Genomic DNA, 25,305 nt, shown 5'->3' with positions numbered 1-25,305 from the left:
GAGTGTGCGGGTTGATGACTTTTCGATGTGAATATGCTGCGTATGTAAGGTGTGTATGACTTGCACCTTGCCGTAATAAAATAACAAGGTGTTGGCGTATGAGCTTTAAAGAGAGTGTGTCTGCTGGCCCAGCTAATGAGCGTGCAAGCCGGGTTAAGTATGTTGGTGCGGAAGACGTCGGTTACAAAAAGACGTTGCGAGCTCGTCAAATACAGATGATCGCCATTGGTGGGGCGATTGGCAGCGGTTTATTCCTAGGTGCAGGTGCTCGACTTTCTGAGGCCGGCCCTTCACTTGTTTTTGCATTCGCTGTGTGCGGTGTTTTTGCGTGGTTCATCATTCGCGCTCTTGGTGAGTTGGTTCTTCACAGGCCGTCCACCGGGTCATTCGTGTCCTATGCCCGAGAGTTCTATGGTGAAAAACTGGCTTATGCCGCGGGTTGGATGTACTGGACAAACTGGGTAACGGTTGCGATTGCTGAGCTCACTGCGACGGCGCTTTACCTCAATTTCTTCAAGGCGTATGTCCCATTCCTTGAAGATGTCCCACAATGGGCCTCCGCACTGGGTGTGCTAGCGATTATTACTGGTATTAACCTGGTGTCAGTCAAGATTTTTGGCGAGCTGGAGTTCTGGTTTGCCTTTTTTAAAGTAGCAGCCCTGGTTACATTCCTCTGCGTGGGTGTGTACATGGTTATCTTCGGTACACCCATCGATGGCCATGTTCCTGGATTTCAGTTGATTTCAGATCATGGGGGGTGGTTCCCTTATGGTGTGATGCCGGCTGTAATTTTGATACAAGGCGTAGTGTTCGCTTACGGCAGTATTGAACTTGTTGGCACAGCAGCAGGGGAGGCCCAAGATGTTGAAAAGGTCATGCCTAAAGCCATTCGCGCAGTTGTCTTCCGTATTGTTGTTTTCTATGTTGGCACTATATTGCTGCTTTCGTTGCTTATGCCGAGTTCCTCTTACATCCCAGGAGTGAGTCCACTGGTGACCTTCTTCGGTGCCATTGGGGTGCGCGGTGCTGATGCAATCATGAATATGGTGTTGTTCACTGCTGCCATTTCATCTCTCAATGCTGGGATTTATACCACTGGACGTATTCTTCGCTCGCTTGCTGTAACAGGCTCTGCGCCGCCATTCCTTGTGAAAATGAACAGCAATGGGGTTCCGTTTGCAGGGATTATGTTCACGACAATTGCCTCCTTGGTTGGCGTTGCAATGAACGCATTTCTCCCTGGTCAGGCTTTTGAAATTGCTATGTCGTTGACGGCTATTTTGATGCTTGGTGCATGGGGAGTGATTATTCTGTGCCAGCTCAAGCTCTTCAAGCTTTCCCAGCAAGGCCTTATCGAACGGCCCAAATTCAGGATGATGTTTGCGCCTTATAGCGGTTATGCAACCCTGGCATTTTTCGTTCTGATCTTCATTTTGATTGCTTGCGACTATCCAGTGGGTACGTACTCCGCAGCGTCTATTCCCTTCTATGCAGCGGTTCTTGTAATTGGCTGGTATGTTGTTCGAGGTCGAGTTTACGGGATCGCAAACGGTAAATTGAAATTCGATGAAAATCAGGAGTTGGTCTCAAACGCTGCTGCTGAAGCAAACGAACAGTTGGCTGTTAAGCCCACATTAAAAGAAGTTCAATAAGTAAGAGGGTATTAAGATGCGTCCTGATAAAGAAAACCTGGCCACGTTGGGCGTTAGCAGCCAGGCAGTTCATGGTGGCAACGTTATGGATGTCACCACCGGCGCCGTGCGCACCCCGCTGGTTATGGCAAACTCTTATCGTCTTCCTGATGACCCGGAAGATATGGACTGGTCGAGCCCAGATGGGTTGGTCTACACCCGTAACGCAGGCCACAACCAGGTGTGCCTGGAGAAAAAGCTCGCAGCTATCGAGGGTGGTGAGGCTGCAGCTGCGTTTGCGACCGGCGTTGCTGCACTGCACTCCGTGTTCTTCACCTTTCTGAAAAGTGGAGATCACATTGTTGTCGGCGACGTGACCTATGAAGCGGTGTGGCGTTTGTTCGCAGAGCTGCTTCCTGAGCGCTATGGCATTCAAGCAACCTTCGTCAACATGGGGGATTTGGACGCGGTACGTAAGGCAATGAAGCCTAACACCAAGCTGATCCACACTGAGTCCATCGGGAACCCGACCACCAAGGTCGCTGATATCGAAGGCTTGGCAGAAATTGCTAAAGCGCATGGCGCTCTGCTGTCGGTTGACGCAACCTTCACCCCGCCACCGTTCTTCCACGCCTTGAGCAAAGGGGCTGATCTGGTTGTTCACTCTTTGACCAAGTACATCAACGGTCATGGTGACGCCATGGGTGGTGTTGTGATCGGCAGCAAAGAACTGATCGGCAAGATCAAGCATGACGCCTTGGTTGACTTGGGCGCTGTCATTTCCCCATTCAATGCCTGGCTGATCATGCGTGGCTCAGTGACCCTGCCTCTGCGTATCCGTCAGCATCTCGCTACGGCTGAGAAGGTGGCTGCGTTCCTGGATTCCGATGATCGGATTGCCTACGTCTACTACCCGGGCCTGCCTTCTCACCCTCAGCACGAACTGGCCCGTCGTCAGTTCGAAGGTAAAGGGTTCGGTGGTGTGATGGCGTTTGCTGTCAAAGGCAGCTCTGACAAGCAGAATCGCTTCGTTGCGAAGCTTAGGGTCATCACTTCAGCCGTTTCCATCGGCCACGATGAATCACTCATCGTTCACGTGGGCCCTGAAGCCCGTGGTGGCTCCGAGCACTATCCAAAAGAGTTCCTTGAGTATGGTCACCTGCGTCTTTCTATTGGTCTCGAAGATGCTGACGACCTGATCAAGGATATTTCGGCAGCCCTGGACGAGACTTTCAGTAACTGAAATGCATTCGGGAGACCTCATGCAATCTCCCGAATCACTGATCTTCGTAGGTAACCCTCTTTGCCTCCCTACCTGGGAGGCTTTTTTTACTTGAAAAAAGTTACTGGTGTAGCTCGGCTACGGTCATGGCGAAAATGACGGTCTTATTTCCATTGTTAATGTACCGATGGGGAGCATCTGTTTTCGCAATTGCTGAGCACCCCTGCTCAATGATAAGCGTCGTCTCGCTGATCTCCAGAGTCAATGTACCTTGTTCAACATGAAACAGCTCAAAGGTGCCAGTGGGATGGCCGCCGGACTCGAAAATTTCACCAGGTTTAATTTCCCACTTCCACAGCTCAATCATGTTGGGCCCGCTGGTGCCTGCGAGTAAGCGGGCTGTGCCACCTTCAGGCCCATTCCAGAGCGTTGGGATCTCCTGCGCCTCAATAAGGCGGGCCGTGGGGGTGCTTGCCACATTCACGACATCAGCGACGGACAATCCAAGCGCTGCTGATATCTTGCAGAGGATGCCGATACTTGGGTTGGCTTTGCAGTTTTCAATCTCCACTACCATTCCCTTGCTGACGCCTGAGCGACGGGCAAGCTCATCAAGAGAGATTTTCTGCTGCTTGCGTACCTCCCTAAGCCGCTTGGCGACTGCCTCGCTGACCTGTTGGACATGGGTTTCTGGGTCGGTCGATATATTGACTTTTATGGTCATCGGTCAGTAAAATGCTCTAAATTGGTCAGTTTAGGAGATTCTCTGATGCTTTCTGTACATCCGTCAATTGACCCAAGGATTGCCGAGCTCACTCCTGGTTTTCGAGCCGTCAGCGTTGTTGTAGAGGCGGCCCCTATCGTCAATCCTGGTGTAGCCGCTGAAGCGATGGAGCGTGCGTACCAGGTCGTTGAGGCAGGCACCGCACATTGGGCTGATGCTCACCTCGCTGCTTGGGGGGACGCTTTCCGTAAGTTTGGTGTAAAGCCGCAGCGTACCCCATGCTCTGCTGAGGCGCTTCTAAAGCGGGTCAAGAAAGACGGGAAACTTCCAACGATTGATCCGGTTGTCGACCTTTACAATGCAATCAGTATTCAATATGCCATTCCAGTGGGTGGCGAGAATTTCGCTGCCTACGTTGGCATGCCACGGTTGACCATTGCTGATGGCAGTGAAGAGTTTGACACTATGAAAAGTGGCGAGCTTGCGAATGAACCACCGGATGCTGGTGAGGTTATTTGGCGCGACGATCAGGGTGTGACCTGCCGTCGTTGGAACTGGCGCCAAGGTGTACGAACCCGTTTGGATGCAAATGCAAAGCAGATGTGGTTCATCCTTGAAAGTCTACCTCAAATGCCGATCGAGGCGCTGAACGCAGCAGCAGATGATCTCGTCACTGGCTTGTCGAAAATGATGCCAGATGCTGTCATTACTAGTGAGCTCGTTGAAGTTTGATTTGAGTTCAGGACTCTAGTGCCCAGGGGACGACCCCTTATAATTGGGTTAATCTTGCCGGGACGACCCGGCTTCTTAATGGAGCCGTCGATGGCTTGGTTCAGTTTGATTATTGCAGGGATACTTGAGGTCGTGTGGGCCTTTTCGATGAAGCAGTCAGAAGGCTTCACTAAGGTCGGAGCGTCAGTTGTAACTATCATTACTGTTGTCGCCAGCTTTATTCTGCTTTCGTATTCCATGAAAAGTTTGCCCTTGGGTACCGCTTACACTATCTGGACTGGGATTGGTGCCATTGGAGCGTTTGCAGTAGGCATTGCATTTCTCGGCGAGCCCGCTGGCACCCTCAGAATTATCGCTGCCATTATGATCATCGGTGGCTTGGTGCTTATGAAGTTTTCGTCTGCAGTATGAGCTTCATGAAGTGACCCAAAAGGCCGCCATTGAGCGGTCTTTTTTCATCTCATAATGTGTAAGCACGTTTGGATTCCAGAGGTTGTGCGAGCAAAAAGCTCTTCCCTGAGCATTTTGACCATAAAATAATGCGATTTGTCTTATTCAATTGCTGATGCTGCATGCATAAAGTGCTTTTTAGGGCTGCTTGATGAATTTTCTAGCAGCACAGGATGGTCGCTTAATTACTATTTGGAGTAAATATGGACTACGTAAGCACTCGTGGTTCTGCTGAGCCTGCCAATTTTCGTAGCGTCATTCTCTCGGGTATAGCATCTGATGGAGGGCTCTACGTGCCAGAGAACCTCCCACGTTTTCATAGCGAAGAAATTGCCAGCTGGTCATGGCTTCCCTTTGATGAGCTCGCGTTTCGTGTGATTTCCCCGTTTGTTGGCGGGGAAATTGAAGGTGTTGCCTTGAAGAGAATGCTGAAAGACTGCTACCAAGGCTTTGACCATCGAGCGGTAGCTCCTCTTCAACAGATTGGCCCAAATGAATGGGTTTTGCAGTTGCATCACGGGCCGACTCAGGCGTCGAAGGATTTCGCAGCCCAACTCCAGTCTCGGCTTGTTACTCATTTCCTGACTCCCCCCAGCCAGGCAGTCGTTATCGGGGCGACCAATGGTGATACGGGGCTTGCAGCTATCGAAGCATTCAGGGATGTGCACAATGTGAAGGTGTTGGCCCTCTATCCCCGGGACGGTGTGCCTGCCGATCGCCTGGCAGGTTTGATGGGTTCAAGCTCGGATCATGTTCAGTTGATCGAGGTTAGCGGTAGCTTTGATGATTGCCAGACACTCGTTTCCAAGGTGCTGAGAGCTTGGCCGGTGGGAGATGTTCTTCCCATCAGTTTCAACTCTACAAACTGGGTGGGTGTCTTGGCTCAGATCGTCTTCTTTTTCCACAGCGCTTTGCAGCTTGGGGGAGGGGTGCGCCCGGTTGGTTTCAGCATACCGGGTGCGAGCTTTGCCGAGATCTATGCTTGCTTCATTGCCCAAAAAATGGGGCTGGCCATCAACCAGGTCATTGTGTCGACCAACACCAATGACTCTCTGCATCGCTTCATCAATCAGAATAGCTACTCTACCCAAGAGGTCAGCCATTCGCTGTCTCCCTCAATGGACTTTTCACTCTTTTCAAACCTCGAACGCTTTATCTGGGAGCTCTATGATCGTGACGGCAGTACCGTGCAGCGCCTAATGGCTGCTTTCGAGGACTCCGGTAAACTGAGCATTGGGAACAAGCAGTGGCTGCAGGCACGTATGTTGTTTGACTCCTATGCCGTTGCGGATGAGCAAGTCAAGGCGGAGATGCTTACTTTGTACAAGGAGGCGGGAACCGCCGTCGATCCGCAGACTGCAACGGGCGCCCTCGCAGCGCGGCTTCATCGTCGGAGCATTGCGAGCCCAATGGTAACCTTGGCGCAGCTTGCTCCCAGCAAGTCCTCCCAGCTTTTGGCTGAGCTGAACATGTGGAAAGGTGACGTGACTGCGGCAGCCAGCTTGTCCGTGGATCATCTTGTGCTGAGCAAGGGAGATATCGATGGCCTTTCCAGCTTTATTCGGGGCATATAGGAATACTGTATGAAACGTCTGTTCGATCCACAGGATGAGCGGATCCTGGCTTAGCTCACTGCCAACGCCAAAATTGCCCATGGAGAGCTTGGTACCAAGGTCAACCTTTCGCGCAACGCAGTCCGTCAGGTTTCATTGGGTTAGACTCGGTTTCAAGGTGAGCGGTGACGGATTTCCAGCACCGGTATACGGGGGGACTGCTTAGAGAAGGGTTCGAATCTCTACGCTTCCGCCATATTCAAAGCCCTGACTTGTCAGGGCTTTTTGCGTTTATGGAGCATGGAAAAGTTGTACAGGGGATATCCTTGTGAGCAGCGGATTTCGGAAGCGCTTCCGATAGTTGCCGACCACATTCGTTTGGCTGACCGGTTCGCAGACAAAGCTTTTCGATCAGCATCTCGAACAGCCCATCGCCAATCCTGTATTCAAGCAGACAGAACGCCGTCAATCACGTCGAGCGCCTCATAAACTACCCAGCCGCCCTCGCTCGCATCACCTTTATTGTCGATCACATAAGCACCTGCCTTGAAGTAGAACGGGTACTTGCTCCACTTCGAGTTCACCGGCGCGCTGGCGCTGAGCTCGTCGAGCGTGGCAGTTAGCTGGCTGCGCTCGTCGACCTGGATGCAGTAATCGAACACTTGGCCCAGCGGCATCGGCTTCTTGAGCAGGGTGCGGGTTACGCCGAGCGGCACATCGCGGATCTCGATGCGCACATACCCATTCCACCAGATCACCATCAGAAAAGGGTTGAGCGCATTGACTGCGTGGATCTGGCCGATGATGACCTTGCCGCTGGAGGGCGCCTGCTCGACCCGCACCCGGCCGGACATGGAGTGCCTGGCGCTGCCCGGTAGCCAGTTGAAAGACACGGCGGTGCCTGGCAGCGTTTGCCGTCCCTCGGTGCGTGGATTCTTTGAACTGCCGCTGGTGCCAGCCTGGACCGAGCACCAGTAGTTGGTGTGGCCGTTCTGGTCGACCCAGAGCAGGTCTCTGGGAAGCTCGGCTGGGTAAAGATAGACCTTGCCGTTTGCGGTGATGTTGCCGAATGCGTGCATGGTGATCTCCTTGCTCAAGGTAGTAATCCAGGCCGCGTTGTAGACATGTAATGGCCTGGGTGCATCAAGGTGGTCACGTCCGGCTGGGCAGAGCGTTATGGCTACCGAAGCGAACATAACTTGTGTTATTGATTGATGATAATCCAGGTTTACCTTATGTCAATAACACAGGTTATAATTTCTGGCATGGAAACCCGCTGCGTGGGGGACCCTTGCGTGCCGAAGGTTTTCAACGCTTGAGAACTGGGCGCCGCGAAATATCAGAAAAAAAAGCCCAGCTCGATGGCTGGGCCTTGGCAGGGTAAGCGCTTTAAAGCTTGATCATGGCGCGCACGACCACGCCGACAATGCGACAGCCCTCCATGCACGGCTCTACTGGGTAGGCAGGATTCAGCGGCTTCAAGAAGCGACGGCCTCCATCCTCTACCAGCTTCTTGAAGGTGGCCTCGTTGCTGTCGGAAAGTTTGGCGATGACCAGCTTTCCGGAAATCGCTTCAGCCTCCGGGTCTACCAGGATAAGCATGCCTTCAGTGATGCTGGTGCCTACTGGGGAGGTCATGGAGTCACCTTTGACTTCAAGCCAGAAGGCAGTGCCCTTCGAGTCGTAATCGGACATTTCATACCTGTCCGAGTAGCCAGGCGGGAAGGGTTCTACCGCTTCGGCCCAGGCGCCTGCCGCAACCCAGCTGATCACCGGATACCGGTATGACTCTGGCAGAACGTGCGTCGCCTGCACGTTACTCCTTGCTGGAGGAGCCTCTTTGCCCGAGCCCAGCCACTCCGCGGTTACGCCGAGCGCCCTCGCGATTTCCAGCAACTTCTTCGAGGTCGCATTTCGTCCACTCTCCAGATGCTGAATGGTGACCTGGCTCACCCCTGATCTTTCCGCGAGCTGCTGCTGGCTCAAGCCCAGGGCTGTGCGGCGTTGATGAATTCGATCTTTGAGCATTTCAGGGGATTTAGTCATACCGTCAAGGGTAAAACACACGTTATGGGGCTTCAAGTAACATATGTTTTTGTAGCCTATAGCTTGAGTTATCATCGGGTATGCGGTTCATTGGGGCTGCGCCGACATGCCGAATCGAAGTCAGGAAGAATACGAAGACTCTGACTGAGACGGCCGGCTTCGGCACTGATTAACGGATCTGGATGTGATGCTATGGGAGAGCCGCCGAGCCTGTGATAATAGCCGCAATCACAAGGGCCATGTCATGCTGATCATCTCCAACAACGTGCATCTGCCGGACAGCGACATCGAACTGACCTACATCCGCGCCCAGGGTGCTGGTGGGCAGAACGTGAACAAGGTGTCCAGCGCCGTGCACCTGCGCTTCGACATCCGTGCCTCGTCGCTGCCCGAGTTTTACAAGGAGCGGCTGCTGGCGCTGCGTGACAGCCGTATCACCAGCGACGGCGTGTTGATCATCAAGGGCCAGCAGTACCGCACCCAGGAGCAGAACCGTACCGACGCCTTGGCGCGGCTTGCCGAGCTGATCATTGCTGCCGGCAAGACCGAGAAGAAACGCCGCCCGACCAAACCGACCCTGGGCTCGAAGACCCGCCGCCTCGAAGGCAAAGCCAAGCGCAGCACCATCAAGTCAGGTCGGGGCAAGGTGGATTTCTAGTACTGCTGGCGGGAGCAAGGCCACTGAAGCTTTTGCTATAGCAGGATTGAACCAACTGACCGGCTTGAGGGCTTCAGCGAGGCAGATCCCCAGGTATTCTTTTACAACCCAGAACGTCGAGTCCGTCACGTGGGTCCAGCCGATGGCGCCGGCGCCGATGGCGATCACCAGGATCTCGGGGCTGTACTGCGGGTTCGCGTGGGCCTGCTCCACGCAGTTATTGTTAGTTGTTTACGATGGATTAGATTTCAGGCCGACGGTAGCGACAAACGATGAATCGTCAGGCGCTAGCTGAACACACTTCACCTATTGATGTAATCTGCGGCCCTGTAACTCAGCTTCTGCTGGCGCACGGTTGGCTACGGATCGGCCGCGTCACATCACAACAAACAGAAAGGATCTCTCGTGAATTTCAGCTTGATTGCCATCGCAGTGCTTTCATTGGTCTTTGTCAATAACGCCCACGCGGCTACCGACAAGAAGAGAGTAAAGATTGAAGCGCGGTGGTATACGCAGGCTTACATCAAACAGCACCTTGCCCAGAATGATCCGCGCCGGCTGGCATCTGCTTATCCCTCGACGGTTAGCTATATTTTCGCTGCGGATGCTTCTGGCGTGCCGTCTGCGGGTAAGAATTTGCTGAAAAAGGATGTCACGAGCGTCAAGAGTGATTTTGTCCGATGGCCCTCCAGCAGGGACACCAGACCCCTCAAGACGCAGTTGGATGACATGTGCGTTCGTTTGATTGCCGGAAGGCTCAGGGGGCTGGGGCAGGGAGTCAGGCAACGGTCGCAGAAGACGACACCCAAAAATATCGTGGTTGCCGAGATTTACGCGGGAGAGTTGACAGCCGCGCCGTTGAGCCTGGAAAGAACCACAGGTCCAGATGCTATCAGAGTGATCCCACCTACGGGCGAGGGCAGAATGCTCTGTAATATTTACAAGACAACAAGAGGGGGCGACATCATGTACGACGTCTCTGTCGTTCTTGTTGCCAAAGTGGCCTACCCAAGGAGTCGCTAAGCTGACGAGCGCTGTTGGTCTCGAAGTGTCAGGCTTTTACATGCCCGCTTCAAGGCCATCCCTTTCAAGGTCTCTGCATTTTTCTGGACTTTTCTCTCGCTTGTGATCGCTGGGGCCGCTGAGCGCCCCTTTCGCGACACAAGGCCGCTCCCACAGAATCTCAAGCCATGTGCAATTTCAGAACGCCTTGAAAGGGATGCACTTCAAGGCGACAGCCTCGGACCGACCTCAGCTGATCCTACGGACCTTTTTATCCGTAGTGGCTAGCCTCGATCGCCTGCGCCTTCTTCCAGCTCTCAAGCGTTTTCAGATTGAGCAGATACTTCCCGATGTTCGGGTATTCACCCTTGCGGTCAAAGCGCTGAATAAGCTCAGCCACAAAGTACATCATGAAGTCGGCGCCGCTCAGTTTGCCGCCCACCAGGTAGTCTTTGTTCTCCAGCTGGTCATTCACATAAGCGAAGATCTTCTTGCCCTCGGCCTGGGCATAGCTCGGCAGGAAAACCAGCTCGGCCGTCTCGCGCTGCATGAACACCTGAAGCAGCGGCGGCAGCATGGCGGAGCTTTCAGAGAAGTGCAGCCATTGCAGGTACTCGACGTACTCATCGCTGTCTCTCGCCGGCGCCAGGTGCGGGGCGTAACGTTCGATCAGAATCTCGGTAATCGCACCTGACTCCGCGACCACTTTGCCGTTGAGTTCGATCACCGGGGACTTGCCAAGTGGATGAATGGCTTTCAGCGACTCAGGGGCGAAATGGGTCGCTCTATCTCGGGTATAGAACTCTGCTTTGTAAGGCACGCCCATCTCTTCCAGCAGCCAGAGCGTTCGAATGGAGCGCGATTCGTTCAAGTGATGCAGGGTGATCATGATGGTGATCCTCAGTCGTGGTGGAGGCGAGGGCATGAATAGAGCCGTCGCTCTGCCGAATACATACTGACCGCGTGATGAGCTTATGTTCACAGAACAGGTTTTGCAGTCGCGCTGCCGGCGGTTGCAGGAGGATCACCCTAGCCGAAACATGCGCTCACCACTGCGTGCTATTGCCATCCCAACACCCCTTGGCCAAAATGAGAGTCATTATCAGATCCTGCGCCAGGCCGCTTCTCATGTCTTCTGTCGACTACTCCCAGCAAAACGCCGTGCAGTCACTCTACCAGACCCATCACCAGTGGCTTTGCGGCTGGTTGCGCCAGCGCCTCGGCTGTGTCGACAACGCGGCGGACCTCGCCCAGGACACCTTCATTCGGGTAATCACCCAGCGCAAGGCAACCGAATTGCGTGAGCCTCGCGCTTATCTGAGCACCATCGCGCGCAGTTTGATGATCGACATGTTCCGCCGTCGCTACCTGGAACAGGCCTACCTGGAAACCCTCGCGCTCAGCCCCGAGCCGCTGGATATTTCGCCTGAAACCCGCGCGCTGATCATCGAAACCCTGATGGAAATCGACCGCATGCTGGACGGCCTGGGTGGGCGCGCACGCGAGATTTTCCTGCTGGCCCAGCTCGATGGGCTGAGCTATGTCGAGATCGGCCGACGCCTGAATATCTCGGTGAACACGGTCAAGAAACACGCAGTGCGCGCCCTGACTCATTGCCTGCTGCTGGCAGATGACGAACGTGCGTGAGCAAGCCCTTGACCACGCAACACTCGAGGCCGCCGCGCGCTGGTACGTCGACTTGCGCACCGAAACGCCCGATGCTGCCTTGCGTGAAGCGCATCTGCGTTGGCTGGAACGTGATCCGCGGCATGTTCAGGCGTGGGAGCGACTGGCTCGACTGCAGGACAAGCTCGCCCAGGTCACACCAGGCATAGGCCGGCCAACGCTGAGCAGTGCCCGGGCCAAACGCCGCGACGTGCTCAAGGTCCTTTCGCTTTTGCTGGCCGCAGGCGGGGCTGGCACGCTGGCCTGGAGCACGACGCCACTGCCAACCTTGATGGCCGACCAGCGTACCGTTACCGGCGAGCGGCGTCGGCTGCGCCTGGATGACGGCAGCTTGCTGGTGCTCAATACCGCCACTGCGGTGGACATTCACTACAGCGCGAGCGTGCGTGAAATCCAACTGCTCAGCGGTGAAATCCAGATCGAGACGGCGCCGGACGCGCAGGCGCGACCCTTCATCGTGCATACCCCTTCGGGCAGCATCCGCGCCCTGGGTACTCGCTTCGTGGTGCGCTACGACGCGCAGCGTACTCGGGTCAGTGTGCAGGAGCATGCGGTTGAAGTGCGCTGCGCAAGCGCCATAGGTTCGGCGGTACGCGTCAATTCCGGTCAACAACTGGACTTCGTCAGCACCGAGGCCGGCACGCTGCAGCAGTCCCCGTCGCAGCTGGATGCCTGGACGCGCGGCATGCTGGTTGTCGAGGACTGGTCCCTGGGCGACTTCATTAGCGAATTACAACGCTATCGCCCGGGCCATCTGGGGTGTGCGTCGGCGGTGGCTCAGCTGCGGATTTCAGGTGCCTTCCACCTCGGTGACAGCGACGTCATCCTCGACAATCTGACGTCGACCTTACCCGTGCGCCTGCGTCGGTTCAGCCGTTACTGGACGCGCGTCGAGCCGGCTTGAAACCGTAGGAAAAATAATCCAGCGCAAGGGGTTGTTGATTTTTATTCTCGTTCGACTTGGTAGGTAGAGGCGCACACAGACGCCGTCACCTACTGCCACCGGGCGCAAGGAAACCGCATGATCCCCCGCAACCCTCAACCGCGCGAAATCTTCAGCAAACCTGCAGGCAAACCCCTGAACCGTGCGGTGCACGCCGCGCTGCTGGGGATGGCGCTGTCTCTGCCAGTCGGCACCGCGCTGATTGCCCAGCCGGCGTCGGCTCAGACCAACATTGAAAGTAGCTTTGATATCCCCGCCGGCGCACTGGGGTCGGCGCTCACTCAGTTCGCGGCCGCTGCCGGCGTGACGGTCTCGTTCGATCCGGCCCACGCTGCCGGGCAGCAGACCAGCGGCTTGCTCGGCCGCTACAGCACTGATGCCGGGCTGCAGAAGCTGCTGGCCGGTACCCGCTTGCAAGCGGTTCGTTTGGCCAGCGGCAGCTACTCGCTGTTGCTGCGTGAGCAGGGCGCCGCCATGCAACTGGACGCTACCAATATTTCCGGCGAGGTCATCGAGTCGGCCTACGGACCGGTCGACGGCTATGTCGCCACGCGCAGCGCTACCGCGACCAAGACCGATACGCCGATTCTGGAAATCCCCCAGGCGATCAACGTGGTGACGGCCGATCAGGTCGCCGTGCAGGGCGCGCGCAACCTGACCCAAGCACTGCGCTACACGCCGGGCTTGACCACCGGCGGCTTCACTGATCGCAACGTGATCGCCGACGAGATCACCAGCCGCGGCTTCGCCCCGACGCCGCTGTATTTCGACGGTGCCTACATACCTTATGCCGGTAGCCTCGGCGGTGCGCCGCAGATCGACCCCTATACCCTGGAGCGCATCGAAGTGCTCAAAGGGCCGTCATCGGTGTTGTTCGGGCAGAACCAGCCGGGCGGCCTGATCAACCTGGTGTCCAAACGCCCCACCAGCGAACAGCGCAGCCAGATCAAGCTCGGCGCGGGCAGCTACAACCGGGTCAACGGGGCAATCGATACCAGTGGCCCGCTCGACGAGCAGAAGACATTCAGCTATCGCCTGGTAGGCGTCGCCAAGAAAGGCAACGAACAGGTTGCGCATACCCACTCCGAGCGAATGTTGCTGGCACCGAGCCTGACCTGGACGCCCAACGAAGACACCTCGTTGACCCTGCTGGCGCAGATCCAGCGCGACGATGGCCAGGCCGACTATCAATCGTTGCCGCGGATCGGCTCACTGGACCGTGGCCCGACCGGGCAGAAGATCAAGCGGGAGTTCTTTTCCGGTGATTCGCGATACAACGACTACAAGCGTGACCAGTATATTTTTGGCTATGACTTCAGCCACAACCTGAGTGACGACCTGACTTACCGCTCCACCGCACGCTACACCGACGTGCGTGACCAGTACAAGGGCTTTTATCTGCGCAGCTTCGTCACCGATGCGGCCGGGGTGGTTGATCAGACTCGGGCCAATCGAGTCAAACTCGACTGGCGCCAGCACAACATTGCCTACACCATCGATAACAACCTGGAATACACCTTCAACACCGGTGCGCTTGAGCACACCCTGCTGACCGGCGTCGATTATCGTCACTTCACTCGCAAGTACGATGGCTATAACGCCTACACCGTGTTGCCGGTCGATCTGTATGGCAAGAACAACTACGACAGCTCCAGCGTAACCCCGGTGCTCGACACCCAATGGGACAACACCCTACGCCAGACCGGCGTGTACCTGCAGGACCAGATCCGCTTCGACCAATGGGTCCTGACCATTGGTGGTCGCCAGGACTGGGCGGAAATCGACAACAAGGACCTGCTCGCCCACACCGTAGCGTCGCAGCGGGACAACAAGTTCACCGGACGAGTCGGTCTGACGTATGTCACCGAGTTCGGCCTGGCGCCCTATGTCAGCTACTCCGAGTCGTTTCTGCCGACCCTGGGCACCGCCGCCCCCGAGCGCGGTGGCAAAGCCTTTACGCCAACCGAGGGAGAGCAGTACGAAGTTGGGGTGAAGTATCAGCCCTTCGACAAGACGCTGATTACCGCGTCGGTGTTTCAGGTCAAACAGAAGAACGTGCTGACGGGCGACACCGAGTACCCGCAATACTCGACGCAAAGCGGTGAAGTGCGCGCACGGGGTATAGAACTGGAAGCCAAGTCCAGTCTCGACAATATCGATGTGATGGCCGCCGCCACCTACATCGACGCGTTCTATACCAAAAGCACCTATGGCGATGAGGGCAACCGCAGTGAGGCAACGGCGCCCGTGTCGGCCTCGTTGTGGGTCGACTATCACTTCACGCAGGCAACGCTCGCTGGCCTGACCTTCGGTGCCGGCGCTCGCTACACCGGACGCAAGCCAGGGGACTCGGCCAACTCGTTCGACGTGCCCGCCTATGTGGTTTATGACACCACCATCAGCTACGACCTGGGCGCGCTGGATGCCGGCCTGCGCGGTTTGCGTACCAGCCTGAACGTGCAGAACGTGTTTGACCGCGAGTTCATTTCGGACTGCAACTATGCGTTTGGCTGCTACTACGGGCAGGAGCGGGTTGCATCTGTGGAAATGACTTACGATTGGTGACAGCGAGCCGAATCGAAAAATCTGCGAACCTTTGCTGCTGCCCAATGATCCAAGCGCAATGGCTTGGATCTGGGCGCGCTTTGCCGGCCCTGCCGCCACTCCGGGTCGCAGTTATCTGCAGACCCCAGCGTACCTTCGCAGAGGACTCCGCAGTGCCGCCCAGTGGGATTAGAGTAGACAATCGATTCACTGCTGAAGTCATGGGCCATCCGAAGGACATTTTCTTCGCCGCCGTCGAAAGCACGCGCATGCCGATGATCATCACGGACCCCAACCAGCCGGACAATCCCATCATCTTTGCCAACCAGGCCTTTCAGGAAATGACCGGTTATGGCGAAGATGAGTTGATCGGCCACAACTGCCGGTTCCTGCAGGGCAAGGATACGGATCAGGAAGTGATCTCTGCGATCCGCCAGGCCGTCGCTCAGCGCTATGACTTCTCCACCGAGGTACTGAACTACCGTAAAGACGGTAGTTCGTTCTGGAACGCGCTATTCATCTCGCCGATCTATAACGACAGCGGTGAACTCAAGTACTTTTTCGCATCCCAGCTGGACGTCAGCCGGCGTCGAGATGTGGAAGATGCATTGCGCCAGTCGCAGAAGATGGAGGCATTGGGGCAGTTGACCGGCGGCATAGCGCACGATTTCAACAACCTGCTGCAGGTCATCGGTGGTTATGTCTCCCTGGCCAAGTTGGCTGCCGAGAAGGAGCAGCCCGATCTGGCCAAGATCGTCAGGGGCCTGACCAATGCCACCGAGGCGGTGGAAAGGGCCAATACGTTGACCAAGCAATTGCTGGCCTTCTCGCGCAAGCAATCGCTGCAGGGGCGGGTGATCAATATCAATCAGATCGTCACTGACGCACAGGTGTTGATCAACCAGACGTTGGGCGATGGTGTCTCTGTATCGCTCAGCCTGGATGACGAATTGCACAACTGCCGTATCGATCCGGCTCAGGCGCAGATCGCCTTGCTCAACGTCATCATCAATGCGCGCGATGCCATGGCTGGAGATGAGCACCAGGCACTCAATATTGAAACCAAGAACGTCATCGTGACCGAAGATGCGCGAGCGTCTTATGAAGGGCTGCATGCGGGACATTACGTCTGCGTCTCGGTCACCGACAACGGTGAGGGCATGCCCGAGGCCGTGCGCGGTCGAGCGATGGACCCGTTCTTCACCACCAAGGACGAGGGCAAGGGCACCGGACTTGGGCTGTCGATGGTGTATGGCTTTGCCAAGCAGTCCGGTGGCGCAGTCAAGATCTACTCGGAAGAGGGCGTAGGGACTACCGTGCGCTTTTACTTCCCCGCCGATGCCAGCGAGCTGCACCCCTTGGAGCGTGCGAGCCTGCTCAAGTCCAAAACCGGTGATGAGCGCATCCTGATCGTGGAAGACCGCGCCGATGTTGCCGAGCTGGCCCAGGTGATCCTCGAAGAACAGGGCTATGAGACCCAGGTGGCCAATGATGCCAAGGATGCGTTGATGATCCTGGAGAAGGGGCTGCACTTCGACCTGCTGTTCACTGACCTGATCATGCCGGGTGGCATCAATGGCGTGACGCTGGCGCGCAAGGTGCAGTTGCAGCATCCGTCGATGAAGGTTCTGCTGACCACTGGCTATGCAGAGAGCTCGATCGAGCGAACTGACATTGGCGGTTCTGAATTTGAAGTGATATCCAAACCGTACTTACCGCAGGAACTTGGCCGCAAGGTGAGGATGGTGCTGGATTCTCCGGGCGGCGTGTAACAGTGTCCCGGCAGCGCTGACTTACAAGGATGCGCTGTATTTGACGGCTGCCGCTGCCCGCGATGGCACGTTGAGGGTTCGCAGCAATCCGGATACATGGATGCGCACGGTAAACGGCGAAATATCCAGGGCCTTGGCGATTTCCTTGTTGGTCTTGCCTTGAGCGATCAGCCGCAACACTTCCTGCTGGCGCGTAGTGAGGGTGTTGGTGTCCAGAGGTAATAGCCCTGAGGGTGCGAACTTGACCAGCACCTCGCCTTCGCGGATGGCGAGCAGCGCCTGGCCGATCTCTTCGGGCGCGATGTTCTTGCCGATGAAGCCATCGGCTCCCATCGCCATCACCTGTTCGATCAACAGCGTGTCATCGACCATCGATACCACGATCAATGTGGTACGCCGCAGCTGCTTGCGCAGCTCACCCAGTTGGCTGATGCAGGTCAGGCCGGGGAAGCGCAGGTCGAGGATCAGCGTGTCCACGTCGCTGTCGCGTTCGAGCATGTTCAGCACTGTGTCCAGATCGCCGGCCTGCTCTACCTGAGCCTCGGGCAGCAAGCGTTGCACCGTGCGCAGCATCCCCTCGCGAAACATTGGGTGGTCGTCAGCGATGATGATGCGGCATGTCATGGAGTGCCCCTCCCTGGGGTCAGGTGTTGCGCCTGCGTGGTACTTTAACACTCTGCTCAGGGCCTGCCTGCTCGGCGTGCCAGCATGACGATGACCGTACAAGGACGTTGCCCGTGAAGTTCATGAAAGACGCTGAACTGGATCAAGCCAACCTGCGTATTGTGGTAGCCCTTTGCGCCATGGTGTACATCGGTGTGCTTGGCTTCTTGCCAGGGCAGTCGGTGGCGCACTACGTGCCGGTGATGCTCTATATCGTTGTGTTCCTGCTGGCCTCGATCGTACTTCGTCAGGTCATCGCGCGCTGGCCCGGGCATTACCCGGCGCGGCGGGTTTTCGGGATGATTCACGACTATACCGGCACCTCGTTCGGCCTGGTGATCGGCGGCGAGGCGGCGTTGCCGTTGTATGCGGTGATGGTCTGGGTCAACCTGGGCAACGGCATGCGCTATGGTTCGCGCTATCTGGCGATTGCCACCGTCCTTGGCTTGCTGGCGCTGATGATCGTGTACGGGCTGAATCCGTTGTGGCAGGCGCAGCCCTTCATGATGCTGATGCTGATGATCACCAGTACGGTGATTCCGGTCTACGCCCACCTGCTGCTGGAGCGCACGCGCAAGGCCTCCGAGGAGGCCATCGCCGCCAACCTGGAAAAGTCGCGCTTCCTGGCCCAGGCCAGCCATGATCTGCGCCAACCCATTCACTCCATCGGCCTGTTCACCGCCTGCCTGCGTGAGGCACGCCTGGGCGATGAAGAGCGGCGGCTGGTAGATAACATCGACCGGTCGCTGCTGAACGTCTCGCAATTGTTCCGCTCCATTCTCGATCTCTACACCCTGGACAACGGCCGCTTGCTACCCAAGTATCAGGAAGCTCACCTGGGCGAGTTGCTCGCCGAGCTGCTCCGCCAGAACTCCGAAGCCGCCCGTTGGGCCGGGGTCGAATTGCGCCTGCGGCCATGCAAACACTGGGTGCGGGTCGACCCGGCACTATTGGCGACCATGGTGCAGAACGTGCTCTCCAACTGCTTCAAGTACGGCCGCCAGCGCCCTGTACTGGTCGGCGTGCGCCGGCGCCACGGCGGCCTGGTGGTGGAGATCCACGACCAGGGGCAGGGGATTGCCGAGGAGCATCTGTCGCGGGTGTTCGAGGAGTTCTATCGCGTTCGCCAGCTGCGCGATAAAGACGTTGAGGGTGTCGGTCTGGGCTTGTCTATCGTCAAGCGCCTTGGGCTGTTGATGGGCATGGACGTGACGCTGCGCTCGCGGGTGGGCCGTGGCACTTCGGTCAGCCTCAGCGGCTTGCCGCTGGCGACCGCCCCTGAGCAACACGTAGTGCGCGACGATCCACGTCAGGCGGGTCTGTTGACCGGTTTGAAAGTGTGCCTGGTGGAAGATGACCACAACGTGCTGCTCGCCACCCAGGCATTGCTGGAGCGCTGGGGCTGCACGGTGCAGGCGGAGTCGAGCGGGCATGATCTGGTCAGCGATTGCGACATCATCGTCGCCGACTATGACCTGGGCAACCACGCCACCGGTATCGAATGCATCGACCATCTGCGCGCGCAGCGCGGCGTGGCGGTGCCAGCGCTGATTCTGACCGGGCATGATCTCGAGAGAATCCAGGCAGCCCTGCACGATCGGCAGATCGCCATTCTGTCCAAGCCAGTGCGCCCCGCTGAACTACGGGGCGCTCTGCGTGAGCTCAGTCAGGGGCCGCTTACTGGTTGAACGGGGTCAACCCATTACCGCGGGCGCCTTTTGGCTGGCAGTAGGCGGCGGGTTTCATCATGCCGAAGCTGGCCACGGCGAACATTCCGCCACTGGCACCGCTGGGCACGGAGCAGTTGTAGTCACCGGAAGCGGTGCTGGCGATGTAATAGGTGGACATGGAGTCACTGCGCACATTGGAAACGCGCTTGACCGTCTCACCGATATTGGTTTCCGAGAGCGTTCTGAGATGGTCTTCGGTGGGTTTCATATGGCTGCAACCGGCAACGCCGATCATCAGGGCGCCGAGCAGGGCGAGGCGGGTGACTGGAGCGTGCAGTTTCATGGCGTTTCTTCCTTGGGGGATGTTTTGGTTTTTTCAACGCGCAACGATCCCTTGCACGGCGATTTCGCCGTGCTGGCGGGGAGCATTGGGGTTGCTGGCGAATATAGCGCCAGGTGGGTGCGGGGTCGATTAGCACAAGTGTGCTAGTGGCACTTTAGGGCCGCGGTAACAGGAACGCGTTGATCGCTGAATCAACGCCGCCAGACGTCCCCGTGTTCACTGACGACCCATGGCTTTTGCTCAGCAACGATCTGCACGCCGCCAACCCAGCGCTCAGCTGGGGCACAGTCGAGCCAATTCACGGTGCCTCGTAATACCCGCTCACCCAGGTCGGTGATTCGAACAAGACGGTGCTGCCACTCACCGCCCGGCTGTTCCTGCACCAGTGGCTGCGGCGCATCGATGAGCGGACGCAACAGCGTAGCGAACATCAAATCCCCCAGAAAGGGCAGAGGTTCATAGTCCTTTCTCAAATGAGCGAACACTTTGCCGGCAGGCAACGCTCCGTGATCTGCCAGTATCCGCAGGGTCAGACGCTGGGTCAGACTCAAGCCATCCGAGGCGCCCGGGAGTTCCTGGAGTTGCCTGGCCAGCGCGGGACCGAGCAGCGGCAATGCCGGATGCACCGGGCCTGCCATCCGCGCCCAGTTGCCAGGGTCGGCTGAGGTGTAGGCCGCCCATGCCTCCCGTGCCAGCGCCAAGGCGTCTGCAGCCAGTGCGCGCCGTTGTGGCCAGAGCCATGCAAGCACATCCGGCGCCAGCTGGCCCAGCCCAATGAAACGCTCAATGCCCGGCACGCGGTTGATCTCGATCAGTTCCAGCCTGCGCGGCACCGTAGCCAAACTCGCCAGGAGCCGAATCAGAAACAACTGATCATAGGCGTCGCCCTCGCACCACAGCACCAATTCACTATCGTGGCCAAGTTGCGCGAGGGCCTGGCGTTGTGAGGCTTGGCGTTGCTGGGCATCACGTGGCGATAAGCCGAATGCCTGCTGAATGAACGCTGCACGCACTTGCCAGTAATCGTCGTCAGGCAGGGCCGGAACAGGACCCATGACCATCGGGTCATCGAACATATGAAATGTGCCCGTGAAGCCAGCGACTCGCAGGCTGTGCTCGATATCGTTGCCGCAGCGCCAGTGCTGAACGGTGGCCTCGTTGCTTGCAGCAAAGTCTGGATGACGGGCGGCGAAGGCGACACTGTCGGCATGTGCGATCAGCTTTGGCCAACTGGGGAAACCTGCTTCACGCGCTACCAGCCACTGCGTGTCGGCAAGCTTGTAGTCAGGGCCCGGCAGACCGATCGTGCGTAACTGTACGCGGGCCTGTTCGGCTTGATTGCTCTTGAGTGCTTTGAGTAAGTGCTTGGCGCGTTTGCGCAGCGAGGGCAGGTCAACAAGACCATGATGGCGGGAAGCATTAATTGCGGGCATGCCAACTCCTTACAGGGCTCGGTCCGCCGACAAGCCGGGAGCTGGAATGGGCAATGTACAACGCATGCCTGGGAAACCCCTTCGCGCGGACCGCAGGCGCAGCACACGCCCAGGCGTCGACTGTAACGGCCAGGCGTCACGGAGGTAAAGCCTGATCGCGAGTTGGCACACATAAAAAAGCCCGGCGAACCGGGCTTTATCAAGCAAGACGCTACTTACTGAGCAGTCTTCAGCTTGAGCCAGTGCCACCGGCCTGATGCTGTTCGGCTTGATCCAAATATTGGGCGGCGGCACTTTACCAGATCAACCAGATGTTCTGAAATTTGGCGGTCTGCAGGGCCGAGCTGGTGTAGGAGCGGCCTTGTGTCGCGAAAGGCCAGCGTAGCTGGCCCGGCGATCCTGCGGCGAGGCATACATCCAGGGGCCGCTGCGCGACCCTTTCGCGACACAAGGCCGCTCCACGTTCAACAGCTCGGTGTAATTCCCGCGTCACTGTCAGAAGCGCCACTTGGCATTGATCACCGCATTGCGGGGCCGCGGCGCCCCTTGATGACCCGTACGAACGTATCCTGGACCAGGTCGGCGGCATCGCTGTGACACTGCAGACGCCGGCGCAGCCAGCCGAGCAGCCAGCCGCTGTGGCTACTGTAGAGATCCTGGGTGGCGCATCGAAGGGCAAGGTCGTCAGCAGACATGGCTTGGTCACTAATGATAACTAATTGCAATTAGACGCTGTTGCGAGAAATTTGGCAATGATTTCGCCGGGGCTGGCACGGCGGGGGGGTGGGGAGAGCGGTCGCGTTCAGTCAGTACGGACTTTGCAATTGGTCTGCGCGCTTGTAACAATCCCGGCCTTTTGGCGGTCATGCAGCCGCCGCAAAAGCCCTGCCCATTTTGACAAGGAGTTTCAACCGTGGAATCACGCAGTCTTGCTGCAGAGATCTTTTTCAGCATGCCATCCCATCTGTGGGTCTTGCCAGTAGCGGGCGTGGTCGCCTTTTTCGGGATGCGCCTGGCCGCACAATCGCCCGAGCGGGAGTCATTGTTCACAGGCGTGACGTATCTGATCCTGCTGGCGTTGGCATTGTTGCCCAACGCCTACTACCTGCTGAGCCCGCCGACGCCGGACATGGCCGAACTGCTGGCACAGGGTGGGCTGCTGCCCAATTACAAAGGCCTGGTTTATCTGGACGCGTTCTACACATTCGCCGGCTGGGCATTGAGCTGGGTCGTGCGGCAGAAATTCGACGCCTGAGGCCGCTCAGATCACTGCAGGGTCGTCGGCTTGAAGGTGTCCTGCAACTGGGCGAAGGTCTGCTCGATGCCTGTAATCAGCTTGTCCAGATGATCAGCTTCGGTGTGATTGCCGACTGCGCGCTGACGATCGCGCTGCTGACGCAGGGTGAGTAGGTTTTTCTGCAGTGCTAGGGCGGACTGGTCGTAGTTTTCCATCTCGATTCTCTGGCTCATGGCGTCCCTGCCGTTGTAGGAATGAGCCGACCGTATCAGCTCATTCTGGGAGCCGGAACTGCGTTTTCGTACAGGTGTTGCACTGCTGTAGGTTTAATCCTACAAGCCGACCAGAGTCGTCCTACGATGAGTGTGTGCCGATATTTCGAAACGTTTGTATTTAATGCGCTCGCAGGCCAAGCGGTGCAGTGTTTCCAAGGTTTTTGTCTGCGCTCTGAAATAATTTCTTACTGCGCCTCTACCGCCTAACTGCGCGGCTCCCGTGAAACGACCTGTTGCAATTGCCCCGGCTCGGCGGCCTCCTGCTCTAGCCATTGGGTGACCAACGCGGCTGCCGAACCAACGGCCGCAGCTTCCCCAGTAAGTATGTAGAAGCCCGCACCGGTGGGTAACTCATGGCCCGCCAAGGCCAGTACCAGCGTGCCAGCCTGCAGGGCGTTGGCTACCAGCAGTGCTGGCACCAAGGCGATGCCCATGCCTTGCTCGGCAGCCTCTATCGCCAGAATGGTTTGCGAGAATGCTGGGCCGGTAAACCGGGTGCCTGGCTGGCCGTAGTGATCGAACCAGCGCTTCCAGTTGTTGTGGCTGTCGGAAACAAGCGGTGCACTGGCCAGATCAGCAGGTACCTGCCAGTCACCCGCGTTACGTAGTGACGGCGCGCACACGGGCAGAGCCTGGCCCACCAGCAGGTGACGCGCGTGACAGCCCGCGAAAGGGGCAGTGCCCCAGCGCACGGCCATGTCCACCGCGCCTTTGCCGGTCAGTGGCCGGGTACTGTCGGAGGCATCGATCATCAGCGCGATCTGCGGATGTGCGGCCGCCAGCCGGCCCAGTCGTGGGATCAACCAGCGGCTGGCAAAAGCTGGCGTGGTGCTGAGCACTACCTGGTGGGGATCGCCCGGGGCACCTTGAGCGAGGAGCTCGGTGGTGGCGTCTTCGATGATGTGCAATGCCTGCTGCACCCGCTGCAGGTACTCGCGGCCCTGGGGCGTCGTGCACAGGCCGCGGGGCAGGCGTTCGAACAAGGCCATGCCGAGCTTCTCTTCCAGCGTGCGTACTTGCTGGGCGACTGCGCCCTGGGTGACGCTCAGCGCCTCGCCTGCGGCGCGGAAGCTGCCCAGCCGGGCAGCGGCCTCAAAGGCAAGCAGATGATTGATCACGCTGGGCGCGGTGCGTCGCTTGGCGGTGCTCATGGGGGCGGCTTCCTGCGGCGCGTGTGGGCTGATCGGCTGATTCTGGCGTCAGTCTGTCCCGCGAGCAACAAGTTTGCCGGCAGTTGCGCTAGCATGGCGGGCTTTACCGAAATGGGGGACAGTTTGATGACCACGCCGACCTTGCGCCAGGCCAGCTTGCAGGATGTGGAGCGCTGCTACCAGATCGAAACCAGCGCCTACGAGGGCGATGAGGCGGCCACTCGGGAAAAAATAGCCATGCGCATCGAGCAGTATCCAGAGGGCTTTCTGATTCTGGAACTGGATGGCGAGATTGCTGGTTTCATCAACAGCGGTTGCGCCGAGCAGGTGGTGATGTCCGATGAGGCCTTCAAGGAGCTGGTCGGGCATGATCCGCGCGCTGCCAATGTGGTGATCATGTCGGTGGTGGTAGACCCGGCGCTGCAGGGGCGCGGCTTTGCCGGGCTGCTGATGGCGCACTTCGTCGAGCAGATGCGCGCGCGGGGCAAGGCGACTATCCATCTGATGTGCAAGCAGCGCCACGTCACACTGTACGAAAAACTCGGCTATCGCTATGTGCAGCCATCACCCTCCGATCACGGTGGCATGAGCTGGCACGAGATGATCATGGCGTTGTAACGCAGTTATATGATTTCGGGCGCGCCAGCGTTGGCCCGACGCGCACTCAGCCAGGGAGAGGCAAGTGAAGTACGTTGTTATCCAAGCGCATCGATCCGGATACCCGCGACCCATCCGGGTCGCCAAGGGCGATCTGCTCGAGATCGGCCAGCGTTACGAGGGTAACGAGAGCTGGCTGGACTGGTACCTGTGCACTTGCGCCGGGCAGGAGCCTGGCTGGATCCCGGCGCAGCTTATCGAGCGGGTTGGCGTCGCCCATGGCAGGGCGCTGGAGCACTACTCGGCGCATGAGCTGGATGTTGATCCGGGGCAGCAGGTGCTCGCCCTGCTGCCCATGAATGGCTGGTTGTGGTGCCGCCGTGCTGGCAATGGTGAGTTGGGCTGGCTGCCTCGCGAGAAGCTGCAATTGCTGGAGTGACGCGTTGAAGAGGTGCCTGCGGCCAGCTGCTGGTCTCATCTGATCTGCTTTTTTTCCGCGAACCTGCATCTGTAACCGTATCAGCCGAAGGCGGAAAATACCTCACAAGCCCAATCGACTGACCGTTGCACGCCAAGCTACTTGTGCCGCGATGGTCCGCCCCGGGCCAGCTACGCCAATTCGTGTTCACACTGTAGAGGTTCCAATGGGCAAGCTTGCGCTGTTCCTCGGTGGTTTTCTGCTGCTGACAATCTGTATCGGCCTTTTGGGCACCATTCCGCCGCCTTGACCGGCGATACCTCGCTGCCGGCCCGTTGCTTCCCCAGGCGGGCCAGAGCTGCGGCGCTCACCCTTGTGCACCTACCCATAGCCGAGTGGCCTACAAGCCGACTCGACGTTGTCGTATGTGCGATAAGTCGTTCTTTGTCTTGGGAAAACTGTCCACAGAAAACGTGGGTAGGTCTGTGGATAAATCGCTGCAGGTTAGGTAGTTAGCGGCCTGCGTTAGATTGAGCAGAATTTGAGCAGCGATTA

At 57.7% G+C, this 25,305-nt stretch carries 24 protein-coding genes and 3 pseudogenes; 16 read left to right on the top strand and 11 right to left on the bottom strand.

The genetic code is table 11. From position 1 onward, the window contains the following. Positions 1 to 98 precede the first annotated feature (98 nt). Positions 99 to 1,652 (top strand): amino acid permease, encoded by a 1,554-nt coding sequence (locus HU736_RS07725; protein ID WP_186698940.1) that lies wholly within the window; start codon positions 99 to 101, stop codon positions 1,650 to 1,652. Positions 1,653 to 1,668: 16 nt separating this feature from the next. Further along, positions 1,669 to 2,874: a trans-sulfuration enzyme family protein gene (locus tag HU736_RS07720; RefSeq protein ID WP_047583100.1), complete on the top strand. Its 1,206-nt coding sequence runs from the start codon at positions 1,669 to 1,671 to the stop codon at positions 2,872 to 2,874. A 100-nt stretch (positions 2,875 to 2,974) separates the two neighbouring features. Here HU736_RS07720 and HU736_RS07715 read toward each other — a convergent pair whose 3' ends face one another. Further along, the gene (locus HU736_RS07715; protein WP_186698942.1) at positions 2,975 to 3,577 is read right to left on the bottom strand and encodes a helix-turn-helix domain-containing protein; all 603 of its coding nucleotides are present in this window, start codon (positions 3,575 to 3,577) and stop codon (positions 2,975 to 2,977) included. Positions 3,578 to 3,622: 45 nt separating this feature from the next. On the opposite strand from HU736_RS07715, the gene HU736_RS07710 reads away from it, so the two are divergent. From HU736_RS07710 to HU736_RS07695, 4 genes and pseudogenes are all read left to right on the top strand, one after another. After that, positions 3,623 to 4,309 (top strand): B3/B4 domain-containing protein, encoded by a 687-nt coding sequence (locus HU736_RS07710; RefSeq protein WP_186698944.1) that lies wholly within the window; start codon positions 3,623 to 3,625, stop codon positions 4,307 to 4,309. 90 nt (positions 4,310 to 4,399) lie between these two features. Beyond that, positions 4,400 to 4,720: a DMT family transporter gene (locus HU736_RS07705; RefSeq protein WP_186698947.1), complete on the top strand. Its 321-nt coding sequence runs from the start codon at positions 4,400 to 4,402 to the stop codon at positions 4,718 to 4,720. Between the two features lie 242 nt (positions 4,721 to 4,962). Next, positions 4,963 to 6,333, top strand: coding sequence for a pyridoxal-phosphate dependent enzyme (locus HU736_RS07700; RefSeq protein WP_047583096.1), 1,371 nt, complete (start codon positions 4,963 to 4,965; stop codon positions 6,331 to 6,333). A 9-nt stretch (positions 6,334 to 6,342) separates the two neighbouring features. Then, a pseudogene (locus tag HU736_RS07695) lies at positions 6,343 to 6,462 on the top strand (Lrp/AsnC family transcriptional regulator); the annotation flags it as partial. A gap of 296 nt (positions 6,463 to 6,758) precedes the next feature. On the opposite strand, the gene HU736_RS07690 reads toward HU736_RS07695, so the two are convergent. After that, complete coding sequence (locus tag HU736_RS07690; protein ID WP_181003807.1) at positions 6,759 to 7,391, bottom strand: polysaccharide lyase family 7 protein; 633 nt, start codon at positions 7,389 to 7,391, stop codon at positions 6,759 to 6,761. Between the two features lie 310 nt (positions 7,392 to 7,701). Next, positions 7,702 to 8,358, bottom strand: a complete 657-nt coding sequence (locus HU736_RS07685) for a LexA family protein (RefSeq protein ID WP_371411614.1) — start codon at positions 8,356 to 8,358, stop codon at positions 7,702 to 7,704. A gap of 244 nt (positions 8,359 to 8,602) precedes the next feature. Between HU736_RS07685 and arfB the strand changes: the two genes are divergently transcribed. Continuing rightward, positions 8,603 to 9,016: an alternative ribosome rescue aminoacyl-tRNA hydrolase ArfB gene (gene arfB, locus HU736_RS07680; RefSeq protein ID WP_186698949.1), complete on the top strand. Its 414-nt coding sequence runs from the start codon at positions 8,603 to 8,605 to the stop codon at positions 9,014 to 9,016. On the opposite strand, the pseudogene HU736_RS22160 reads toward arfB, so the two are convergent. Next, positions 8,990 to 9,211, bottom strand: a pseudogene (locus HU736_RS22160) (GntT/GntP/DsdX family permease); the annotation flags it as partial. The gene arfB and the pseudogene HU736_RS22160 sit on opposite strands and share 27 nt — an antisense overlap. A 210-nt stretch (positions 9,212 to 9,421) precedes the next feature. Here HU736_RS22160 and HU736_RS07670 point away from each other — a divergent pair. After that, positions 9,422 to 10,039 carry a hypothetical protein gene (locus HU736_RS07670; protein ID WP_186698951.1) on the top strand — a complete coding sequence of 206 codons (618 nt, stop codon included), beginning with the start codon at positions 9,422 to 9,424 and terminating at the stop codon, positions 10,037 to 10,039. A gap of 250 nt (positions 10,040 to 10,289) precedes the next feature. Here HU736_RS07670 and HU736_RS07665 read toward each other — a convergent pair whose 3' ends face one another. Then, positions 10,290 to 10,907 carry a glutathione S-transferase family protein gene (locus tag HU736_RS07665; RefSeq protein WP_186698953.1) on the bottom strand — a complete coding sequence of 206 codons (618 nt, stop codon included), beginning with the start codon at positions 10,905 to 10,907 and terminating at the stop codon, positions 10,290 to 10,292. A 239-nt stretch (positions 10,908 to 11,146) separates the two neighbouring features. Here HU736_RS07665 and HU736_RS07660 point away from each other — a divergent pair, with 239 nt between their 5' ends. The 4 genes from HU736_RS07660 (at position 11,147) to HU736_RS07645 (ending at position 16,963) form a co-directional block, all read left to right on the top strand. After that, the gene (locus tag HU736_RS07660; RefSeq protein ID WP_186698955.1) at positions 11,147 to 11,665 is read left to right on the top strand and encodes a sigma-70 family RNA polymerase sigma factor; all 519 of its coding nucleotides are present in this window, start codon (positions 11,147 to 11,149) and stop codon (positions 11,663 to 11,665) included. Beyond that, on the top strand, positions 11,649 to 12,608 hold the full coding sequence (locus HU736_RS07655; RefSeq protein ID WP_186698957.1) for a FecR domain-containing protein: 960 nt from the start codon (positions 11,649 to 11,651) through the stop codon (positions 12,606 to 12,608). The genes HU736_RS07660 and HU736_RS07655 overlap by 17 nt, the downstream gene beginning before the upstream one ends. Before the next feature lie 117 nt (positions 12,609 to 12,725). Next, positions 12,726 to 15,212, top strand: coding sequence for a TonB-dependent siderophore receptor (locus tag HU736_RS07650; RefSeq protein WP_186698959.1), 2,487 nt, complete (start codon positions 12,726 to 12,728; stop codon positions 15,210 to 15,212). A 200-nt stretch (positions 15,213 to 15,412) separates the two neighbouring features. After that, a complete protein-coding gene (locus HU736_RS07645; protein WP_225912991.1) occupies positions 15,413 to 16,963 on the top strand; it encodes a histidine kinase famiy protein in 1,551 nt (516 codons plus the stop codon). A gap of 21 nt (positions 16,964 to 16,984) precedes the next feature. Here the strand turns inward: HU736_RS07645 and HU736_RS07640 are convergent, their stop codons facing one another. After that, on the bottom strand, positions 16,985 to 17,587 hold the full coding sequence (locus HU736_RS07640) for a LuxR C-terminal-related transcriptional regulator (RefSeq protein ID WP_186698963.1): 603 nt from the start codon (positions 17,585 to 17,587) through the stop codon (positions 16,985 to 16,987). A gap of 122 nt (positions 17,588 to 17,709) precedes the next feature. On the opposite strand from HU736_RS07640, the gene HU736_RS07635 reads away from it, so the two are divergent. Next, a complete protein-coding gene (locus HU736_RS07635; RefSeq protein WP_186699308.1) occupies positions 17,710 to 19,314 on the top strand; it encodes an ATP-binding response regulator in 1,605 nt (534 codons plus the stop codon). Here HU736_RS07635 and HU736_RS07630 read toward each other — a convergent pair. From HU736_RS07630 to HU736_RS07620, 3 genes and pseudogenes are all read right to left on the bottom strand, one after another. Then, positions 19,304 to 19,639 carry a hypothetical protein gene (locus HU736_RS07630; RefSeq protein WP_103437851.1) on the bottom strand — a complete coding sequence of 112 codons (336 nt, stop codon included), beginning with the start codon at positions 19,637 to 19,639 and terminating at the stop codon, positions 19,304 to 19,306. The genes HU736_RS07635 and HU736_RS07630 overlap by 11 nt on opposite strands. A 191-nt stretch (positions 19,640 to 19,830) precedes the next feature. Then, positions 19,831 to 21,072: a DUF1835 domain-containing protein gene (locus tag HU736_RS07625; RefSeq protein ID WP_186698965.1), complete on the bottom strand. Its 1,242-nt coding sequence runs from the start codon at positions 21,070 to 21,072 to the stop codon at positions 19,831 to 19,833. Positions 21,073 to 21,593: 521 nt separating this feature from the next. Beyond that, positions 21,594 to 21,767 (bottom strand): annotated as a pseudogene (locus HU736_RS07620) (sigma factor); the annotation flags it as partial. A gap of 245 nt (positions 21,768 to 22,012) precedes the next feature. Between HU736_RS07620 and HU736_RS07615 the strand changes: the two are divergent. Beyond that, positions 22,013 to 22,327 (top strand): hypothetical protein, encoded by a 315-nt coding sequence (locus HU736_RS07615; protein WP_103438806.1) that lies wholly within the window; start codon positions 22,013 to 22,015, stop codon positions 22,325 to 22,327. A gap of 11 nt (positions 22,328 to 22,338) precedes the next feature. Here the strand turns inward: HU736_RS07615 and HU736_RS07610 are convergent, their stop codons facing one another. Next, positions 22,339 to 22,542 carry a hypothetical protein gene (locus HU736_RS07610; protein ID WP_224785525.1) on the bottom strand — a complete coding sequence of 68 codons (204 nt, stop codon included), beginning with the start codon at positions 22,540 to 22,542 and terminating at the stop codon, positions 22,339 to 22,341. A gap of 245 nt (positions 22,543 to 22,787) precedes the next feature. After that, positions 22,788 to 23,735, bottom strand: coding sequence for a LysR substrate-binding domain-containing protein (locus HU736_RS07605; RefSeq protein ID WP_186698969.1), 948 nt, complete (start codon positions 23,733 to 23,735; stop codon positions 22,788 to 22,790). 126 nt (positions 23,736 to 23,861) lie between these two features. On the opposite strand from HU736_RS07605, the gene HU736_RS07600 reads away from it, so the two are divergent. Both HU736_RS07600 and HU736_RS07595 read left to right on the top strand, forming a co-directional pair. Beyond that, a complete protein-coding gene (locus HU736_RS07600; protein ID WP_186698972.1) occupies positions 23,862 to 24,353 on the top strand; it encodes a GNAT family N-acetyltransferase in 492 nt (163 codons plus the stop codon). 64 nt (positions 24,354 to 24,417) lie between these two features. Then, positions 24,418 to 24,771, top strand: a complete 354-nt coding sequence (locus HU736_RS07595; protein WP_186698974.1) for an SH3 domain-containing protein — start codon at positions 24,418 to 24,420, stop codon at positions 24,769 to 24,771. Positions 24,772 to 25,305: the final 534 nt, after the last annotated feature.

This window comes from Pseudomonas shirazensis, from assembly GCF_014268785.2.
Lineage (GTDB): Bacteria > Pseudomonadota > Gammaproteobacteria > Pseudomonadales > Pseudomonadaceae > Aquipseudomonas > Aquipseudomonas shirazensis.
Note: the sequence above shows the minus strand (reverse complement) of the source record. Positions and strands in the feature narration are given on the sequence as shown.